This window comes from Alkalihalobacterium sp. TH-98, assembly GCF_057473385.1.
Genome location: NZ_JBYCKM010000045.1, coordinates 642,272 through 660,667, shown reverse-complemented (window position 1 = coordinate 660,667; position 18,396 = coordinate 642,272). Strand labels below are relative to the sequence as shown.

Genomic DNA, 18,396 nt, shown 5'->3' with positions numbered 1-18,396 from the left:
ATACTTTACCAACCGATATTCATTTCTATTAGAGGAACAGAAGAAAATAAAAACAGAACCACCTAGATGGTTCTGTCTATTAACTTTCGTGTGATGTAAGTAAATCTATACCGTAGTTTTCTTCAAGTCAATTTTTTCTGCAATCACTTTATCCTTACCTTTTCGTCTTTTCAACCTGCCTAACCCTCTTGAAATGTCTTCAAACAATAAATAAACCGCAGGAATGAGAACGAGCGTAATCATTGTCGCAAAGAGTAACCCAGAGATAACAACTGTTGCTAACGGCGATTGATAGCTGCTCGACACACCGGTCGCGAGAGCTAGTGGCAACATGCCACCCACTGTTGTTAATGTCGTCATAAAGATCGGTCGTAGTCTTGATTTACCGGCTTCTACTACGGCTTCTGCAACTTGGTGATCAGCATTTCTTAATTGCTTCGTTCGATCAATAAGTAAAATCGCATTGTTTAATACGATCCCGATCAACATGACGACACCCATCGCGGACATAATGCTTAACTCCATTTGTGTAATAAACAGCCCTAAGATGACGCCTGTAATCGTCATAGGGATGATCGACATGACAATAATCGGGTGCTTTAAACTGTTAAATTGGACAGCCATTACCACATACACAAGAAACAGCGCAATTCCTAGAATAATGATCATTTCTTGCATTGCTTCTTGTTGTGCTTCAAGATCACCACTCATTGAAATCGAGTACCCATTTGGTGTATTGAAGTCTTGGAGCATTTGTTGAATATCACGATTAACCGAGCCAAGGTCACGACCTTCTAAATCCGTGATAACCGTTACATATCGTTCACCGTCTTTTCGATCGATTTGAGTCGGAACTGTATTTTTTTCAAGCTCCATATATTTAGACAGTTTTTCTTTTTCCCCTGTTGGCGTTGTGAACTCGAAATTAAGCAGCTGCTGTTTATGGTCCATTTGTTGATCAGTTGTTAGAATTAATGGTCTAGGCGTATTATCTTCAGCGGTGACTTCTCCAATCGGACTCTTTAAAAATAAAGGTTGAATGATATTTGATATTTGTACAGGGGTTAGATTATCCTCTTTAATGGTATCTTCCTTCAAGACAATATTAATCTCATCTAACATCTTTTCTCCAGCGGCGGCTTTAATACCAACTAACCCATCAATTTGTTCAAGCTCATGTATTAAATCACGGGAAATCCCTTCTAATTCCCCAAGATCTTCCCCGTTAATTTCGAGTGAGATTGGGAAGCCTCCCCCCATATTCATAGCAGAACCAACACTTGTGATCGGGTACTGCTCTTCTAAAACTCGTAGGGCAGATAAAATTTGTTCATTGACTTCACTTTGTTCAGTAGTCGCCTCTTCAATTGGCGTCATATTAATAATGGCGTAAATCGAATTAATATTGTCGATGACAATCGTATTGGTTAAATCTGACACTCTTTTTAAGCGGTCGTACATTTCTAATGCGATTTCCTCCCGCTCAGATGGTGTCGTTCCACTTTCTAATTGCACCATCACTTCAGAATATCGGTTAAAAACGTCTGGCATGATTGTCATCGGTACTTTGGATACTAGTGTTAATGACCCAACAAACATCATAATAAACAATATAATGACACTGTAACGATAACGCCTCTTTCTTCCCATCCAAGAAATTAATTTTCCATATTGCCTAATAATCTTCCCTTCACTACGATTTTTAGCTTTGTTACTAACTTTTAAGAAGTTTTCAGCAAGCGTTGGAATTAATGTAAAAGATACAATGACTGAACTTACAAGTGTAAACACAACGACTAATGATAAAATAATCATGAACTTCCCAGCTTCTCCACCGAGTAATCCAATCGGCAAAAAGACAACAATCGTAGTTAGCATTGAGGCTAATACAGCCGTTGATACTTCTATTGTTCCTTTCACGACAGCTTCGTAATTTCCAAGCCCTTGTTCTTTTTTCTTAAAGATCGATTCAAGGATGACAATAGAAGCATCGACCATCATACCAATTCCTAATCCTAGTCCAACGAGACTTAACATATTAAAGCTGTAGTCAAAATACCACATTGCCGTAAACGTTAATAAAATAGAAACAGGGATCGCTAAGCCAATGATGATCGTCGCTCGTATATTCCGTAAAAATAATAACAATACGAATAAAGCGAGGATCCCTCCAATTAAAACATTTTGGGACACCCCATCAATCGCATCAGTCACATAGTCTGCTTGTGAAACAACTTCATTTAATTCAAAGCCCTCAACTAAACCAGCAGCCCGAATTTTATCAATCTCAGCTCTTATCGCTGCAGCCATTTCAATCTGTGTCACATCAGACACTCTTCCGACTTGAACAAGGATGAAATGGTCACTTCCGTTTTTCCAAACTCCAGCCGAATGTTCACTCGATTGTTCTGAGACAGCAGCTATCTCACTTAATTTTTTTACTCCATTTGTTGTAGGGATTGTGATATTTTTTACATCATTGACATTTTGGATAGACGTATTCCAGCGCAAAGTTGGTTTATTTTGTTCTCCGTTCAATACGCCTAATGCAACCTCACTGTTCGACTGTTGAATGATCCCCATAATTTGTTGCGCATTAAGACCTAATTCTTCCATTTTAGTTTGCTTTAATTCAATAATAATTTCTTTTTGATCCATACCGACTAAGTCAACATCACGTACTTCCGGCAATGCTTCCAAACGAGGCTCTAATACTTCTCTTGCAAAAATAGCCATATTTTCTTTATCACCGTTTGAAATATCCATAAAAAACTCATACGTTCCATTCATCGAATACGGGAAAACATGAATCTCATTAACTCCATCCAGTTGCGGTTTCAAGCCATTTAATGTCGATTTCACCTCGTTTGAAACCTCTTCACCGCGACCTTCTTCAATCTCTATCGTTATCGTACTGTTACCCACACTAGATGAAGATCGAAATCCTTCTACACCATCAAATCCAAGCAGGGTCTGTTCAATAGGGGTCGTAACCCGTTGCTCCACATCAAGTGTAGTCATATCTCCTGCATCCACTTGAATAACGGCACCGTCGAAAGTAATAGGCGGCATTAACTCTTGATCTAACTTTGTCGTTGCATATGTTCCGATAAATATCACAAACACAACCATCAACCCAACGATTAACTTTCGCTTTAATAAAAGATTTAAGAAACCCATCTTTTTTTCCTCCGCCCTTTTTCTTCATTAAATTATGTGCACAATGAAACTCCAACTTTTAGCCAACAAGATATAATTTATTCTCATACAGGAAGATTATATTACTTATATTTAGGAAAATTATCCTGTCTAAGGTTTAATTTGTAATCAGTCTCAAGCCTGATATAAATGAGATTATTTTTGTTAACATTTGTATAAAATAATCTCAATCGTCAGAATGAACGTTTTTTGAATTCGTCTTAACGTTTTTTCTGATGAGCATCCGTGCTACCTCCTCCCACATCATGCAATTTCACATTAATGGTGGCACGGGTTTATGGTAAAACAATAAAAAGAAGCAGGTGAAAACCTGCTTCTAATTCCATATATATTTAATTATTGGAGGTGTGGTCAGGAATAATTATTTTGTGGGATTACCATTTAACTGTTGTTCAGCCATTTGAACTAAACGTTTTGTAATCTCTCCACCAACTGACCCGTTTGAACGAGATGTGCCATCAGCACTTAATTGCACACCAAATTCTTGTGCGATCTCATACTTCATTTGGTCTAGGGCTTGCTCAACTCCTGGTACTACTAATTTGTTTGAACTATTGTTGTTTGCCATTTAAATGACCTCCTTTGTATGATGTATCTATAACTTGTGTCAGACTGCAATGATTTATGTAACCAAATGTTGGTATTCCTATTTATTAAGTACACTTTAAATTTTTTAGCTAGGTATCAGCCTATTCTGGATGCTTTCGTGACAATCGCCCACCCATTAGGGATGCCTTTACATATACTTATATTGAAACTACAAAAAGGAGGCATCCATTTATGAACTTCTATGGAGCACCACAGTTTCACGGCTATCAAGCTGGACCTCAATTCCACGGCTGTCAACCTACCCCTCAATTTCACGGCTGTCACGGTGGAGCAGGGAAAGGATTTTCATTGATCGTCGTATTATTTATCCTACTAGTCATTGTAGGAACAGCGTATGTAAAATAATGATTTGAATATAAGAGGCAAGGGTCAACCTTGTCTCTTTATTACGTTAAAACAAACACAAAAAAGCGCTATTAGCGCTTTTTTGTGTTTGTTTAGTTTATAGAAAATCAGTAAACTTAATGATAAACATGGCGATAATCGCTAACATAAGTAAAGTACTAAACATTTTTACTTTATTTACCGACTCCTCAAACACTTTCTTATTGTCCGCTGCTTCTAGTGATTCTCGCACAAATTTTGCTGTTAACCCTAAATAAGCCCCAATAATTACCCAGACGATAACAACGATGATTGTCCACAGTGAAAGGTCAAATCGAATAAATACACCAGTTACAAGCATAACAACTAACGCACCATGTGCAATCATAATTATCTTTTTATAAATCTTTAAAATTAAATGAATCCGTTCAGAACCTTCAGTTAAAGTTACATGGATGATGACAGGTAAAGGGATTAAGATAAAAAAGATAATCGAAATAAATAAATGGAGTGCGTACATTAAAATTTCAAACAACATGAATTAACCACCTCAATGTTCTATTTTATAGAAAATTAGTGAACGAGTAAAATATATTTTATGTTCGTCCCCTATTATGTTAATATTTAATGGTTAGATGAAAGTATTGAGGTGTTAATATGTCTACTTGGTTTATGTGGTTTATCGTTTTTTGGACGATTTTTTTAGTAACCGTCATGTTTATTGGTGGATATTTTATGTTTAGGAAATTTTTAAAAAAACTGCCAAAAGAAGATGGAATGTCGATTTTAGATTGGCAAGATCATTATATTAAAGAAACGATTCATTTGTGGCCGGATGATATGAAACAACTTTTAGAGGAGCTTGTATCTCCAGTTCCAGAACTTTTTCGCGATGTGGCCAGGCAAAAAATTGCCGGAAAAATTGGCGAGATAGCAGTTGAGGAAAAAGCTGATGTGATTACAGAAGAGCTGGTGGTACGTGGTTATATTCTGGCAACACCAAAACGCGATCATAAATTTTTATTAAAGAAATTAAATGAAAAACAAATTGATGTCGCACCGTATCAAGCATTATTTAAATAAATAAAAAGGATGGAACCTCGAATTCCATCCTTTTTATTATGTTTCTGCAGGTACTAGTGTTTCCTTACTGCTATTTTTCAATTCTTGCTCTACTTTTCTAAATGATAAGTACATTGCAATTCGCCACGGAATGATCATTCCGTAAGCTAACAAGAAGAACATACCGCTAAGCTCTTCAATATTAATCGAATCCCCGATAATGATCTTAAATAGTATACGGGCGATCAGCAGGCCAACAAGTATGAATACAAAAGCTTTCGAACGCTTTAAATATATTTCCTGGTCTTTTATTTCAAATTTCGATGTTTTTATTAATAATATGGAGAAAAGCATCCCCACCGAAAGAGCTTCAAGAACTTGCAGTGGTGCAGGTCGTGTTGGTTCATATAAAAACATTAAAAATCCTGTCGACATGAATAAAGGAGGTAAAACAATCTTCTTTATTGATGCAGGTTTTTTCGTTGCTTTTAAGCGAATAATGATTGCCAATGTCGCCATCATCGCTGCACCAATGGTTGTGAGTAAAACTGATGTGGTCATTTGCCAGCCTCCTTTCTGTAACGATAAATTTAATTATAGCATATCCAAATCTATATTACTTGATTTGAAATGGGACAAGCAAGGTTTTCGTAAAAATTAAAGCGATTATTAAAACAATCGTTGTTTTTCCTTTCCCATTTAACCTTGTCCATTGCAGTGTAAAAAAAAGAAACACAACAAGTAATACAGTTTGGTATACATTCACCGAATGAAAATAAACACCGTCAATCTTCCAGCCGAAATTAAGCGGATTACTTTGCCCGACTTCTTTAAGAACGATCGAATATATAATTAAACTGCTATAAGCAGCGATACTTATTCGATCAATGAGGTGAATGCCCCATCGTTGCTTCAGCCAACTGACGATAAAGAAAGCTAAGCTTACGAGACTCGCAGCAACAATTGCTCCGGGTCCTCCAGCATAATAAATTAGATTACTCAAATTAGATAATAATGATGGTTCCAGAATAAATGGCCAAAATTTATAAACCACTAAAAAAATGACAAATGTGGTTGACACTTGATTTAATATATTTTCCCGATTAATTTCCCAATCCGTATTCTTTAGTGAGTAGCTTAAAATACCATAAAACGTAGCGGCACAAATCATGTAGGCAGCCATCGTCACTGACAGCTGAACGGGTCCAAGTTGTAATGTATTTAAAGGTTCAAACATATTAATTACTTCCTTCCTCAAGAACTGAATGAATGACATTCATCAATTCTCTTTCAGTCATTCCACCGACCCGACGGTAAGTAATAATACCTTTATGATCAATGACAACAGTTGTTGGAAAAGCAGTGACCCGAAATTGTCGTGCAACTCCCCCATCGTAATCGACTAAATTATCGTAAGGTACTTCATAATGGGCAATAAATTCAAGTGCAGCCTCATTACGGTCTTGATGAGCCATATTAATTCCGACAAAATCCACTTGATCTGAAAATTGCTCGTATACACTGATAAGATGCGGCATTTCTACTCGGCACGGCGGACACCAAGAAGCCCAAAAATTAAGCAATACAGGTTTCCCTTCAAACTCTTCTGAGTCGATCATACGCCCTTCGAAGTTTTCAAGTGAAAATGCAGGAGCTTTATAACCTACTTGCGGTAATACTAAATGGTCCTCATTTGTAGCTGACGATTTTTGATAGTTGCCAAACCATATGAAAAATCCAACAGTCATAACAACTAATACTAAAGACAAATTTTTCAACGTTCAATTCCTTTCTTACTTTACTTGACCGTTGTCAATTAAGACGTTCCAGTTTTCATTATTTTCTTGCTTCAGTAAAGATGAACGTTCCGTAGTAATTACGAGATTTCCCATTTCATTTACGACGATATAATTGACGGCACCGTACTCAGTTGGGTAAGAAATAGTTTCACTTTTTTCTCCAGTCCATCGGTAAAGTTCTTCATTACTGCCGTTAAAATAATACACTTCATTATTACCAAGTACAGCAAGCCCCTTAATATTACCTGTAGCTGCTTCTGACCAATTAACTCCACTATCATCAGATCTAAATAACCCTTTAGCAGTAGCTGCAAATACAATCTTATCATCTTCAGGTGAAAAGGCCATGTCATGAACGGCATGTTGATCTAAAGGTAAGCCGTTCGTTTCTACACGCTCCCAATTAAAGCCTTGGTCATTACTTCTGAAAATAAATGATTCAAAATTATTCTTGAAATCCAATGCATGACCTAGAATGTAATTATTGTCTTGATAACTCGCTGTAAGCGCATGAAAATCATATTCTCCAAGTAAGCTCCTGAACTCCCATGTCTGACCAGAATTTTCACTCCACATAAATCCTAACGGGTCAGGAAGATCACTTCCATGTCCAGGATGCCCGCTCGACATGAGATACTGGGTATCAGCGACGCGGCTGAAGCCCATAAAGTCATCTCTCAATTCACCAAGAACATAAGCTTGATTCGGCCCTACATACTCCACTACACCATGATGCGTCGCAATTAAATAACTGTCTGGGTTAGAAGGATTTAATTCGAGACCGTGCGTATGACTGATCTCAGCTGTTTCTTCACGTACGATGTCTGCCTCTTCCACCTCGACTTCTTCTGTAGCCTCAACTTCAACTTCCTCTACCGTATTTTTCGCTTCAGCATCAGGTGCAGCCTCAGGAATCGTTTCATTTTGCCCGCACGCCGTTAAAAGTAATCCACCTGAAATGAAAACGGACACTAAGATCATTTTCTTATTATATTTTTTCATATAGTACACTCCATTCCTTTTTGATTATTATCGCTTTAGGTAGTAATAGTAAGCAAGATATGTATATATTACGTTAAAAGTAATAGAACCACACTTTTGACTTCACTATAAAGGCGATATCGATAAATTATATCTATTTTTAATGAAAAAACTATGAAGGGAGCACAAATATGAATTTGGCTCCCTTCTCTAAATTATTAAGCTACATCGAAGCCAGTGTCTTCGATTTCAGTTTTTAATTGCTCAACTGTTACTTGCTCTTCGTTGAATTCAACCGTTACTTCTTTATTTTCTAAACTAACTTCTGCACTCACAACACCTGCAAGTTTAGTTAATGCTCCTTCTACTGAAGCTTTGCAATGTCCACATGTCATTCCATTTACTTGAATCGTTTCTTTCATCATTTTCATATCTCCTCTTTCATTAAATTTATTATCAAAGCTTTACCCTTTTTAAACGTAAAGCATTGCTAACTACTGAAACTGAACTAAAAGCCATCGCAGCTCCTGCCACCCATGGCGCTAATAAGCCTGCAGCGGCGATTGGTAAACCGATAGAATTATAAATAAATGCCCAGAACAAATTTTGTTTAATGTTGCGCATCGTTAATTGACTCATTTTAATCGCTTGCGGAACAGCTAATAAATCTCCCCGCATTAACGTGATATCTGAGGCCTCAATCGCTACATCTGTACCAGTTCCAATGGCCATTCCTATATCAGCAACAGCTAGTGCTGGAGCATCGTTAATACCGTCACCAATCATGACAACCTTTTGCCCTTGTTTTTTCAACTCTTCTACTTTTTTGGCCTTTTCATCTGGTAAAACTTCAGCAAAAACCAAATCAATCCCTACTTGTTCAGCAATCGCATTAGCCGTTCGCTCATTATCACCTGTGAGCATAACAACTTTAAGGCCCATGCTTTTCAATTGCCGAACTGCTTCCTTAGATGTTTCTTTCACTTCATCGGCAACAGCTACAATCGCTGTGAGTTGACCGTCTTTTGCTGCCAGCATCGCTGTTTTACCTTCAAATTCAAGCTTTTTTAACATTTCTTCATGCTCATCTTTGATTACAATACCATAATCGTTCATAAGTCTTCTAGTTCCAACTAAAACATCTGAATGATCGACTACACCTTTTATACCTCTGCCAGGTATAGCCTCGAATTGTTTAGGCTGAATTAACGAAAGGTCTTTGGCTTTAGCGCCTTTAACAATCGCTCGCGCTAATGGATGCTCAGAATTTTGCTCTAAACTTGCTATCCATTGCAAAACATCTTCTTTTTGAGAATGATCATACACAAAAAGATCCGTTAATGCTGGTTCCCCTTTTGTAATTGTACCTGTTTTATCGAAAACGACTGTGCTAATTTTATGAGCTGTTTCTAATTGCTCTCCACCTTTAAATAAAATACCATATTCAGCCCCTTTTCCTGTACCTACCATAATGGATGTAGGTGTCGCCAAACCTAAAGCACATGGGCAAGCAATAACTAATACAGCTGTAAAATTAATCAATGCGATCTCAAAACTTGTTCCTAAGAAGAAGTACCAAAGGATAAATGAAAAGACCGCAATTCCAAACGCAGTAGGAACAAAATAACCAGAAATAATATCTACCATTCGTTGGATCGGTGCTTTCGATGTTTGTGCTTCCTCAACTATTCTAACAATTTGAGCCAGTGTTGAGTCCTTCCCCACTTTAGTTGCTTTTAATTTGAAGCTGCCATGTGAATTGATCGTAGCACCAATAACATCGTCACCAACACTTTTATCAACAGGTATACTTTCGCCCGTAAGCATGGACTCATCTATGCTGGAATATCCTTCTACGATCGTACCATCTACAGGTATTTTCTCCCCAGGTTTAACAATAACGATGTCGTTTAGTTCAACTCTTTCAATTGGAACTTCAATTTCTGTTCCATTTCTAATGACAGTTGCCTTTTTTGCCTGGAGGCTAAGCATCTTCTTAATCGCTTCAGAAGTTCTTCCTTTCGCTCTTGCTTCTAATAATTTACCGAGAAGAATGAGAGTAATTATAACTGCACTCGTTTCAAAAAATAAATAGACTTCTCCTTGTAAAACGAGCCAGACAGAGTAAAAATAAGCAGCTGATGTCCCCATTGCAACAAGAACATCCATATTAGCACTCTTGTTTTTTAATGTTTTGTAAGCCCCTTTATAAAACTGCCATCCAGCATAAAACTGTACTGGCGTTGCTAATACCCATTGTAAGTAACCATTCATTAACCAATGAGGCAATAACATGCGTTCAGGGTAAAAATGATCAATCATTGTAATAAATAATGGTAATGAGAAAATCAAAGCAAATATAAATTTATTTCGTTGTTTTCTAATTTCTAATTCCTTTTCATCTACTTCTGGACGCTCATCTACTGGTAACTTTGCTTCAAATCCCAACTTATGGATCTTCTCTGTAATAGATTCAAGCTCTATCAACCCTTCATAAAAAGTGACTGTTCCTTTTTCTAACGGTAGATTTACTTGAACCTCTTTTACCCCTTCCATTTTCCCAACCACTTTTTCAATTCTTGACGAACAAGCAGCACATGTCATTCCTTTAATATCTAAATCTACTTTCTTGGTTGGAATTGAAAAGCCTAATTTATCAATCTTTTCAACTACGTTTTCCGATGTATTTTTAGTAGGATCGATTTGGATAGAAGCTTTTTCTAAGGAGAGGTTAACAGACGCTTCAACACCCTCCATCTTATTCAAGACTTTTTCAATCCTCGTCGAACAAGCTGCGCATGTCATACCTTGTATCGGTATATTCATATCGCGTTTTTCCATCATGATCACCTGCCTTTTATTTTGTAAATTGATGAATGACTTTCATTAATTCATCTAAGGCTTGTTCTTCTTCACCCGATTTAATCGCATTGGCAACACAACCTTTCGTGTGCTGTTCTAACAAAGTATATCCGACTTTTTTTAGAGCTGCATTTACAGCAGATAATTGAACAAGTACATCTACACAATATCGATCTTCATCAATCATCTTTTGTATACCTCTTACTTGACCTTCAATTCTCTTTAAGCGGTTTTGAAGCTTTTCTTTTTCTTCTTGCCGTTTGGCCAATGAAAATGATGGTACTTCATTTATAACTTCTAAAGGTATTTCCTTTTTCATACGATCACCTCACTCCTCTACTATACCCCCGTACAGTATATCCGTCAATCATCGAGCGAATTTATTTAAATTAATATTATTCTCATATAACAAAAATTGATAATTGTGTAATTTTCTTTCAATCAGTTGAGATTTTATCCAGTTTTTTGTATAATTTTTAATAGATGTAAATACGAAGGAGAACATCATGTGTAGAGATATTATACTAGCAACGATAGAAGAGCAACGAAATAAATTAATTACAGTAGGTCTAATGTATGGATTAAGTTCTCCAATTGCCGTACAGCAAAGTCAAGAACTTGATAGACTATTAAACTCTTACGACCAATTACAAAAATCAAATGAGAGAGAACCACAATTAAAAAAGCCTTAACTCCTATTCTAATTCAAGAGTTAAGGCTTTTTTATTATGATATTCCAACCTCTTTTTCAACGCCTTGTTGTAACAAATACATCTTATGGTAAAGTCCTGACTGCTTTAACAATTCTTCATGATTACCTTGCTCGACAATTTCCCCCTGATGGAGAACAATAATATGGTCCGCATCCTTTATAGTAGAAAGTCTGTGAGCAATTGCTATCGTTGTTCTTCCTTTTCGCATTTTTTCTAATGCAATTTGTATGGCTTCTTCAGTTTCAGTATCAACACTAGCCGTAGCTTCATCTAATATTAATATTTTTGGTTGAATGGCCATCGTTCTTGCAAATGATAGAAGTTGACGCTGCCCGCTTGATAATGTGGATCCACGTTCTGCTACTTCTGTGTCATAACCGTTTGGAAGATTTTCAATAAATGAATGAGCATGAACAAACTTTGCAGCTTCTTCTACATGTTCATCTGTAATATGCTCATGATACAGGCGGATGTTCGATTTGATATCTCCTGTATACATAAAAGGATCTTGCAAAACTAAACCTAATCGATTGCGCAACTCTGCTTCGGAGAAAGCCTGAAGCGGCTGACCATCAATTAAAATTTCTCCTTCTTTTACCTCATAAAACCTCATCAAAATATTTATGATTGAACTTTTCCCACTACCGGTATGACCTACAAGGGCTAGAGTTTCACCTTCATTTACTTTAAAAGAGATATTTTTTAAAACATCGGTTTTCCCATCATATGAAAAAGTAACGTTTTTAAATTCGATCTCACCTTTCGTAACCTTAGCTGAATGATCCCCTACTTGAGTGGGAGCAAGTTCATCATGGTCGAGTAATTTAAATACCCTTCCGGCAGAAACGATCGCTTGTTGAAAAAGAGAAAGGCGCATCATCATCTGATTAACAGGTTCAAAGAAGCGATCTAAATAATTGACAAAAGCATACAATACCCCAATCTCGATCGGGCTATTTAATGAAGTTATACCAAAATAACTTAAAATTAAAATTAACGCTAAGATCGAAACAAAATCCACAGCTGGCCTTAGTAAAAGTCCATCTAATTTCATGCTTTTCATCCAGGCTTTTTGATGCTGATCATTAATGTCTTTAAACTCTTTTCTCATCCGGCGTTCTTGGCGAAATAACTGAATGATCGACATTCCTTGAATCGATTCATTTAACTTAGCATTTAAATGGCTCAGCTTTTCACTCATATCCGCATAAAAGCGAGAGCTGAACTTTCGATACATTTGCATCAATAGAAACAAGATAGGCAATAGGAATAAACAGAAAAACGCCAATTGCGCATTGAGGTAAAACATCGCTACAAAAATTCCAATTAAGAATATAAAGTTTTGTACAAAAGTTGCTAAAACCGTTACATATAGTTCCTTTATCGACTCAGAGTCATTCGTTATTCGTGATACTAATCCTCCAGCTGGAGTGCGGTCGAAAAAAGAGAGTCCTAGTTTCTGAACTTTTGAGAATACATCAATTCGCATTTGTTGAATGATCTTCAAAGCTACTTTTTGAAACGTAAACAATTGAACATAATTTAAGATAACAGCACTTAAATGAAGTACGATATACGTAGTTGCTAATATAACTAAAGCTCTAAATTCAAATACACGCGGTGTTAAATAATCATCAATAAAAATCTTAACAAGAATAGGACCTACAATATCGGCACCTGTCGCAAGGATTAACAGTACAAAAGCAAATGTCATCGTTTTTATATGTGGTTTTGTATAAGCTAGCAATCTCTTAAAAACAGCACGTTGTTCTTTTGCACTAAGAACACGATCTTTATGTTGCATGATTGTCCCCTCCTTGCTGCACCAAAGACTCGAGTTGTTGATGCTCATACATTTTTCGATACCAACCATTTTGCTCCATTAATATTGTGTGATTTCCTTGCTCAATAATTTTCCCTTCATCTAAAACAATTATTAAGTCCGCATGTTTAATCGCACTCAAGCGATGCGCGGTAATAATCGTTGTTTTTTTCTTTCGCTCATAACGTAGCGCGTGAAGGATTTGTTCTTCCGTTTTCGCATCAACTGCTGATAGAGAGTCATCTAGTATTAATATTTCAGGGTCTAAAATAAGGGCTCTAGCAATAGATATTCTTTGCTTCTGGCCGCCTGAAAGAGTAACTCCGCGTTCACCAACAATCGTTTCATAACCATCAGGAAAACGAACGATATCTTCATGTATAGACGCTAGTTTACTCACATCGATAATCTCTTGAATAGAAGCAGTTGGTTTAGCAAACGCAATGTTATCAGCAATAGTCGCTGAGAACAAAAAGTGATCTTGTGGCACATAACCAATGGCCGTTCGTAAAGCATCAAAATCATAGTCTTTCACTGAACGATGATCTATGTGTACTTCGCCGTCAGTTACATCAAATTCACGCATTAATAACTTGAGAAGTGTCGTTTTTCCACTTCCAGTTTTTCCTACGATGCCAAGAGTTTGCCCTTTCTGAATGGCAAAATGAATATTTTCTAATGTATTCTTTTCACCTTCAGTATAATTAAACGAGTCAATATGATATGAAATATTTCCTTCAGGCATTTCACTGTGCTTCGCATCGGAGTCACTAATCTCAATCTTCTCACTCAATATCGACGATACTCGACCGTAAGAAGCTCTTCCTCGTTCTACTATATTAAATAACCAACCAAAAGCCAGCATTGGCCAAATAAGTAATCCTAAATAAATAGTGAAGCTCGTTAATTGACCAATCGTCATCTCATCAGCTATGACATACCTTGCACCAAAAACAATTGCAAGAAAATACGAGATTCCTACAATCAATGAAATCGTCGGGTCAAATAAGGCATCTACCCTTGCTACGGCAACATTTTTTTCTACGACTTGATTTGACTTTTTCTTAAAAGACTCAACATCGGCGTCTTCATGACCAAATGCTTTCGTTACCCGGATTCCTGTCATACTTTCTTGAACTTTATCGTTAAGTTCTGAGAATGCTGCTTGAGCTCCTGCAAAGCGTTTATGCAGTAATGAACCATAATAGCTCGTCGATAACGCCATAAAAGGCATAGGGATCAGACAAATTAAGGTCAGCTTCCAACTTATCGTAGCAGCCATTGTAATAATAACAAAGCCACCCATTGTTAAAGAATCGACTAAAGTCAGGACACCGGCACCTGCAGTTTGCTCAATCGCTTTAATATCATTCGTTGAATGAGCCATTAAATCTCCTGTACGACGCTTCTGATAAAACCTGCGTGACATATTGGTAAAGTGCTCATACAGTTGATTACGCAACAATCTAGCAAGACGAATAGAGGCACCGAAAATCATAATTCTCCAAATATATCTAAAAATATAAGTGGCAACCCCAATTCCTAGTAAAATCAATGCCCACTGCAATAATATATCTTTTGTAAGTGTACCTCGTTCAATATGGTCAACGATAACGCCTACAATATAAGGAGGTAATAGAGATAAGAAAGATACGACCATCAAAGTTAGGATCCCAAATCCATATCGGCGCTTTTCTTTCTTAAAGTACCACCACAAATCAATAAAGACCTTCATTATTTCCCTCTTTTCTATCTCTATATTGCTTTTAATAATAGTAGAAATCTTTCGAAAATCGAAACGACAGAATAATTTTAGCAAATCGTCACGTATCTGGCTATAGGTCTATCCTTATATTTGGAAAAAGAATTCTAATTCTAACGATTTGTCTTCTCATTATAAACGCCCTTTACAAATAAAAAACACCTCCTAATGAGGTGCTTGTCCTTTATTTATTTAGACGTTTGCTTTTGCATCGCCTTCATCATCTGGTTGATTTTCTTCTGTGACGGGTTTTGTCCCATCTGCATCATCATGACACGTAACATTTGTTCATTAATTGGTGGGTTTTTCTTTAAATAATTCATCATTGTTTTACGGGCAATAAAAAAGCCAATCGCAACTCCACCAATTAGGCACAATGTACCTACTAGGATATTAATCCACATAAAACGGCTTCCTCCTTCTTGTTGAAAAACATTTTCATCAAATTATTATAGAATGAATAGTACAATCTTACTTATTATAACGTAACCCATCAGTGAAGAAAAGGTCTAAAGAAAAAATCTTTATACGAGCTTAACTTGTTTAATTGGGTTTAACCATCCGTACCTGTATGTTGAAACATCGAGCGCAAAAAAAGAGGGGCTTATTTTCCTCATCACTTCAAAAAACATCGTTTCCGCTTCAAACGATCCGTCACTGACCATATGTATATAATTCGGAAAGATAAACAACTGGGCTTTACTATATGGTTCAGTCAAATGAATACGATGGGCATGATCAAAAAAGAAATAATCCGTACGATGTTTAAAGGATTGGAGTAATTTTTGTTGTAGTTCAATAACAGATATCGGATTTGATATATATTCAATTTGTTTTTTTATAATGTCTTTAGTATCATCTAACGCTCTTGTCTCATCTAAGAATAAGTGAAAAAGTTTAGACTCTTGTCCAAAATAATATTGAGCAACCTCTTCATTAATTAGGTAGATATCATATTTTCGCATTATAATCCCCCCACCATTTTTGACAAGTATAATATAGTCGAAGAAAAATTGTTGTCACTTTAATGGAGAACATACCTTCTAATTTTGTCGATTGTTTAGAAATACTTGTGCGTGGACGAAAATTTATCTACCACCACCAAAACCTAATATAATAAAAGAGCTTGTTTCGTTGTTGTTATTTTAAAGGACTGAGTACGCATAAAAGGACCGACTTAACAGTCAGTCCTTTTGTAGCAAATAATATTATTTTTGAAGCATTGCTTTAACACGAGCAACGACATTCTCAACGGTAAATCCGTATTCTTCCATGATCTTCTCACCTGGTGCAGATGCACCAAAACGGTCAATGGCAATCACATCGCCTTGATCGCCTACATACTTACTCCAACCTAATGAAGAGCCCATTTCGATACCTAAACGAACCTTAACTTCATTCGGAATGACACTTTCTTTATATTCAGCAGACTGCTGCTCAAAACGATCCCAGCTTGGCATACTTACAACAGATGTATAGATGCCTTCTTTTTCTAACACTTTTTGAGCCTCTACTGCTAATGTAACCTCAGATCCACTTGCTAGTAATAGTGCACTAGCTTTTCCGATCGCTTTTGAAACGACATAAGCACCCTTTTTCACACCTTCATAAGAATGTTCTTGTGTTGTTTCAAGCGTCGTTAGGTTTTGACGTGATAATACGAGAATTGTTGGCTGATCTTTACTCTCTAGAGCCAAACGCCATGCTGAGACAGTTTCATGTCCGTCGGCAGGACGAATGATTGAAATATCAGGCATAGCACGTAATGAAGCTAGTTGCTCCACAGGCTCATGAGTTGGACCATCTTCACCAACCGCGATACTGTCATGTGTAAATACATAGATTACCGGTAATTTCATTAGTGCAGACAGGCGAATTGCTGGACGTAAGTAATCCGAGAAAACGAAGAACGTTGCACCGAATACTTTAACGCCGCCGTGGAGAGCCATACCATTTACAGCTGCACCCATCGCAAACTCACGAACACCAAACCAAATGTTACGACCACTATAGTCCTCACGATTAAAATTACCTGTGTTTTTCATCATTGTCTTATTCGATGAAGCTAAGTCTGCTGAACCACCAATTAATTGTGGAACTGTAGCCGCAAATGCATTAATAGCGTCACCTGAAGCAGAACGAGTAGCCACTCCTTTTCCTACTTCATAAACAGGTGCATTATCAGCCCATCCTTGTGGAAGCTCGCCTTTGATAGCCATTTCTAATTGTTTAGCAAGCTCAGGATACGCTTCTTTATATTTCGAGAACATATCATTCCACTCAGCTTCTTGTTTAGCCCCAGCTTCTTTTACATTCGCATAGTATTCAGCAACATCTTCAGGAATATGGAACTCATTTTCAAACGTCCACTCATAGGTTTCCTTCGTTAATTTAACTTCATCTGAACCTAGCGGTGCACCATGTGATGCAGATTTACCTGATTTATTTGGTGATCCATAACCAATCGTCGTCTTCACTTCTATTAATGTAGGACGGTCATCGGCTTTTGCAGACTCAATGGCTTTTCCAATCTCGTCAAGGTCATTCCCGTCTTCAACACGAATCACTTGCCACCCGTATGCTTCGTAACGTTGTGCTACATTTTCAGAAAAAGACATATTTAAATCGCCATCTAAAGAAATATCATTTGAATCATACATAATCACGAGACGACCTAGTTTAAGATGCCCTGCAAGTGAAGCTGCCTCCTGAGAAACACCTTCCATTAAGTCTCCATCACCACATATAGAATACGTATAGTGGTCAACAACTGGGAAATTATCCTTATTATATGTACTAGCTAAATGTCGTTCTGCCATTGCGAAACCTACTGCCATTGCGACACCTTGTCCTAAAGGGCCTGTAGTTGCTTCAACACCTGGCGTATGACCAAACTCTGGATGGCCTGGTGTCTTACTTCCCCACTGCCTAAAATTTTGTAATTCTTCGATCGATAAATCATAACCTGTTAAGTGTAAGAGGCTATAAAGTAACATCGAACCATGCCCTGCTGAAAGAACAAAACGGTCACGGTTAAACCAGTCTGGATTGCTAGGGTTGTGCGCCATGTATTTTGTCCATAATGAAAATGCCATTGGTGCCGCTCCCATTGGCATACCTGGATGTCCTGAATTTGCTTTTTCAATACTATCGATCGATAACGTTCGGATCGTATTTACTGCTAATTTTTCAACGTGAGAAGTCATCCCTTTTGTCACCCTTTCTATTATATCTAACTAGTGT

General features: G+C 37.1%; 18 protein-coding genes. 3 read left to right on the top strand and 15 right to left on the bottom strand.

Annotated features, from left to right (window positions below; translation table 11 throughout):
• Positions 1-105: 105 nt before the first annotated feature.
• Together AC2VNP_RS18890 and AC2VNP_RS18885 are read right to left on the bottom strand one after the other, a co-directional pair.
• The gene (locus AC2VNP_RS18890) at positions 106-3,180 is read right to left on the bottom strand and encodes an efflux RND transporter permease subunit (protein WP_486918807.1); all 3,075 of its coding nucleotides are present in this window, start codon (positions 3,178-3,180) and stop codon (positions 106-108) included.
• Positions 3,181-3,580: 400 nt separating this feature from the next.
• The gene (locus AC2VNP_RS18885; protein ID WP_216827877.1) at positions 3,581-3,787 is read right to left on the bottom strand and encodes an alpha/beta-type small acid-soluble spore protein; all 207 of its coding nucleotides are present in this window, start codon (positions 3,785-3,787) and stop codon (positions 3,581-3,583) included.
• Between the two features lie 212 nt (positions 3,788-3,999).
• On the opposite strand from AC2VNP_RS18885, the gene AC2VNP_RS18880 reads away from it, so the two are divergent.
• A complete protein-coding gene (locus AC2VNP_RS18880; RefSeq protein WP_486918806.1) occupies positions 4,000-4,173 on the top strand; it encodes a YjcZ family sporulation protein in 174 nt (57 codons plus the stop codon).
• 97 nt (positions 4,174-4,270) lie between these two features.
• On the opposite strand, the gene AC2VNP_RS18875 is transcribed toward AC2VNP_RS18880, so the two are convergent.
• The gene (locus AC2VNP_RS18875; RefSeq protein ID WP_486918805.1) at positions 4,271-4,690 is read right to left on the bottom strand and encodes a hypothetical protein; all 420 of its coding nucleotides are present in this window, start codon (positions 4,688-4,690) and stop codon (positions 4,271-4,273) included.
• A gap of 119 nt (positions 4,691-4,809) precedes the next feature.
• Here AC2VNP_RS18875 and AC2VNP_RS18870 point away from each other — a divergent pair, with 119 nt between their 5' ends.
• Positions 4,810-5,235, top strand: coding sequence for a DUF2621 domain-containing protein (locus AC2VNP_RS18870; protein WP_486918804.1), 426 nt, complete (start codon positions 4,810-4,812; stop codon positions 5,233-5,235).
• A gap of 36 nt (positions 5,236-5,271) precedes the next feature.
• Here the strand turns inward: AC2VNP_RS18870 and AC2VNP_RS18865 are convergent, their stop codons facing one another.
• The 7 genes from AC2VNP_RS18865 to AC2VNP_RS18835 all read right to left on the bottom strand — a co-directional run bounded on the left by AC2VNP_RS18865 (position 5,272) and on the right by AC2VNP_RS18835 (position 11,175).
• Entirely contained in the window at positions 5,272-5,775 is a 504-nt protein-coding gene (locus AC2VNP_RS18865; RefSeq protein WP_486918803.1) for a CcdC family protein, read from the bottom strand.
• Between the two features lie 55 nt (positions 5,776-5,830).
• Entirely contained in the window at positions 5,831-6,451 is a 621-nt protein-coding gene (locus AC2VNP_RS18860; protein ID WP_486918802.1) for a hypothetical protein, read from the bottom strand.
• 1 nt (position 6,452) lies between these two features.
• The gene (locus AC2VNP_RS18855; RefSeq protein WP_486918801.1) at positions 6,453-6,992 is read right to left on the bottom strand and encodes a TlpA family protein disulfide reductase; all 540 of its coding nucleotides are present in this window, start codon (positions 6,990-6,992) and stop codon (positions 6,453-6,455) included.
• Between the two features lie 15 nt (positions 6,993-7,007).
• Positions 7,008-8,015, bottom strand: coding sequence for a F510_1955 family glycosylhydrolase (locus tag AC2VNP_RS18850; protein WP_486918800.1), 1,008 nt, complete (start codon positions 8,013-8,015; stop codon positions 7,008-7,010).
• A 197-nt stretch (positions 8,016-8,212) separates the two neighbouring features.
• A complete protein-coding gene (gene copZ, locus AC2VNP_RS18845; RefSeq protein ID WP_486918799.1) occupies positions 8,213-8,419 on the bottom strand; it encodes a copper chaperone CopZ in 207 nt (68 codons plus the stop codon).
• Positions 8,420-8,450: 31 nt separating this feature from the next.
• The gene (locus tag AC2VNP_RS18840; RefSeq protein WP_486918798.1) at positions 8,451-10,838 is read right to left on the bottom strand and encodes a heavy metal translocating P-type ATPase; all 2,388 of its coding nucleotides are present in this window, start codon (positions 10,836-10,838) and stop codon (positions 8,451-8,453) included.
• Between the two features lie 13 nt (positions 10,839-10,851).
• Positions 10,852-11,175 (bottom strand): metal-sensing transcriptional repressor, encoded by a 324-nt coding sequence (locus AC2VNP_RS18835; RefSeq protein WP_486918797.1) that lies wholly within the window; start codon positions 11,173-11,175, stop codon positions 10,852-10,854.
• A gap of 187 nt (positions 11,176-11,362) precedes the next feature.
• Between AC2VNP_RS18835 and AC2VNP_RS18830 the strand changes: the two genes are divergently transcribed.
• Complete coding sequence (locus AC2VNP_RS18830; protein WP_486918796.1) at positions 11,363-11,548, top strand: Spo0E family sporulation regulatory protein-aspartic acid phosphatase; 186 nt, start codon at positions 11,363-11,365, stop codon at positions 11,546-11,548.
• Between the two features lie 34 nt (positions 11,549-11,582).
• Here AC2VNP_RS18830 and AC2VNP_RS18825 read toward each other — a convergent pair whose 3' ends face one another.
• From AC2VNP_RS18825 to tkt, 5 genes are all read right to left on the bottom strand, one after another.
• Positions 11,583-13,373, bottom strand: coding sequence for an ABC transporter ATP-binding protein (locus AC2VNP_RS18825; RefSeq protein ID WP_486918795.1), 1,791 nt, complete (start codon positions 13,371-13,373; stop codon positions 11,583-11,585).
• Positions 13,363-15,126 (bottom strand): ABC transporter transmembrane domain-containing protein, encoded by a 1,764-nt coding sequence (locus tag AC2VNP_RS18820; protein ID WP_486918794.1) that lies wholly within the window; start codon positions 15,124-15,126, stop codon positions 13,363-13,365. The genes AC2VNP_RS18825 and AC2VNP_RS18820 overlap by 11 nt, the downstream gene beginning before the upstream one ends.
• A 215-nt stretch (positions 15,127-15,341) precedes the next feature.
• On the bottom strand, positions 15,342-15,557 hold the full coding sequence (locus AC2VNP_RS18815; RefSeq protein ID WP_486918793.1) for a YneF family protein: 216 nt from the start codon (positions 15,555-15,557) through the stop codon (positions 15,342-15,344).
• A 120-nt stretch (positions 15,558-15,677) separates the two neighbouring features.
• Positions 15,678-16,118, bottom strand: a complete 441-nt coding sequence (gene sirA, locus AC2VNP_RS18810) for a sporulation inhibitor of replication protein SirA (RefSeq protein WP_486918792.1) — start codon at positions 16,116-16,118, stop codon at positions 15,678-15,680.
• 243 nt (positions 16,119-16,361) lie between these two features.
• Complete coding sequence (gene tkt, locus AC2VNP_RS18805; RefSeq protein ID WP_486918791.1) at positions 16,362-18,359, bottom strand: transketolase; 1,998 nt, start codon at positions 18,357-18,359, stop codon at positions 16,362-16,364.
• Positions 18,360-18,396: the final 37 nt, after the last annotated feature.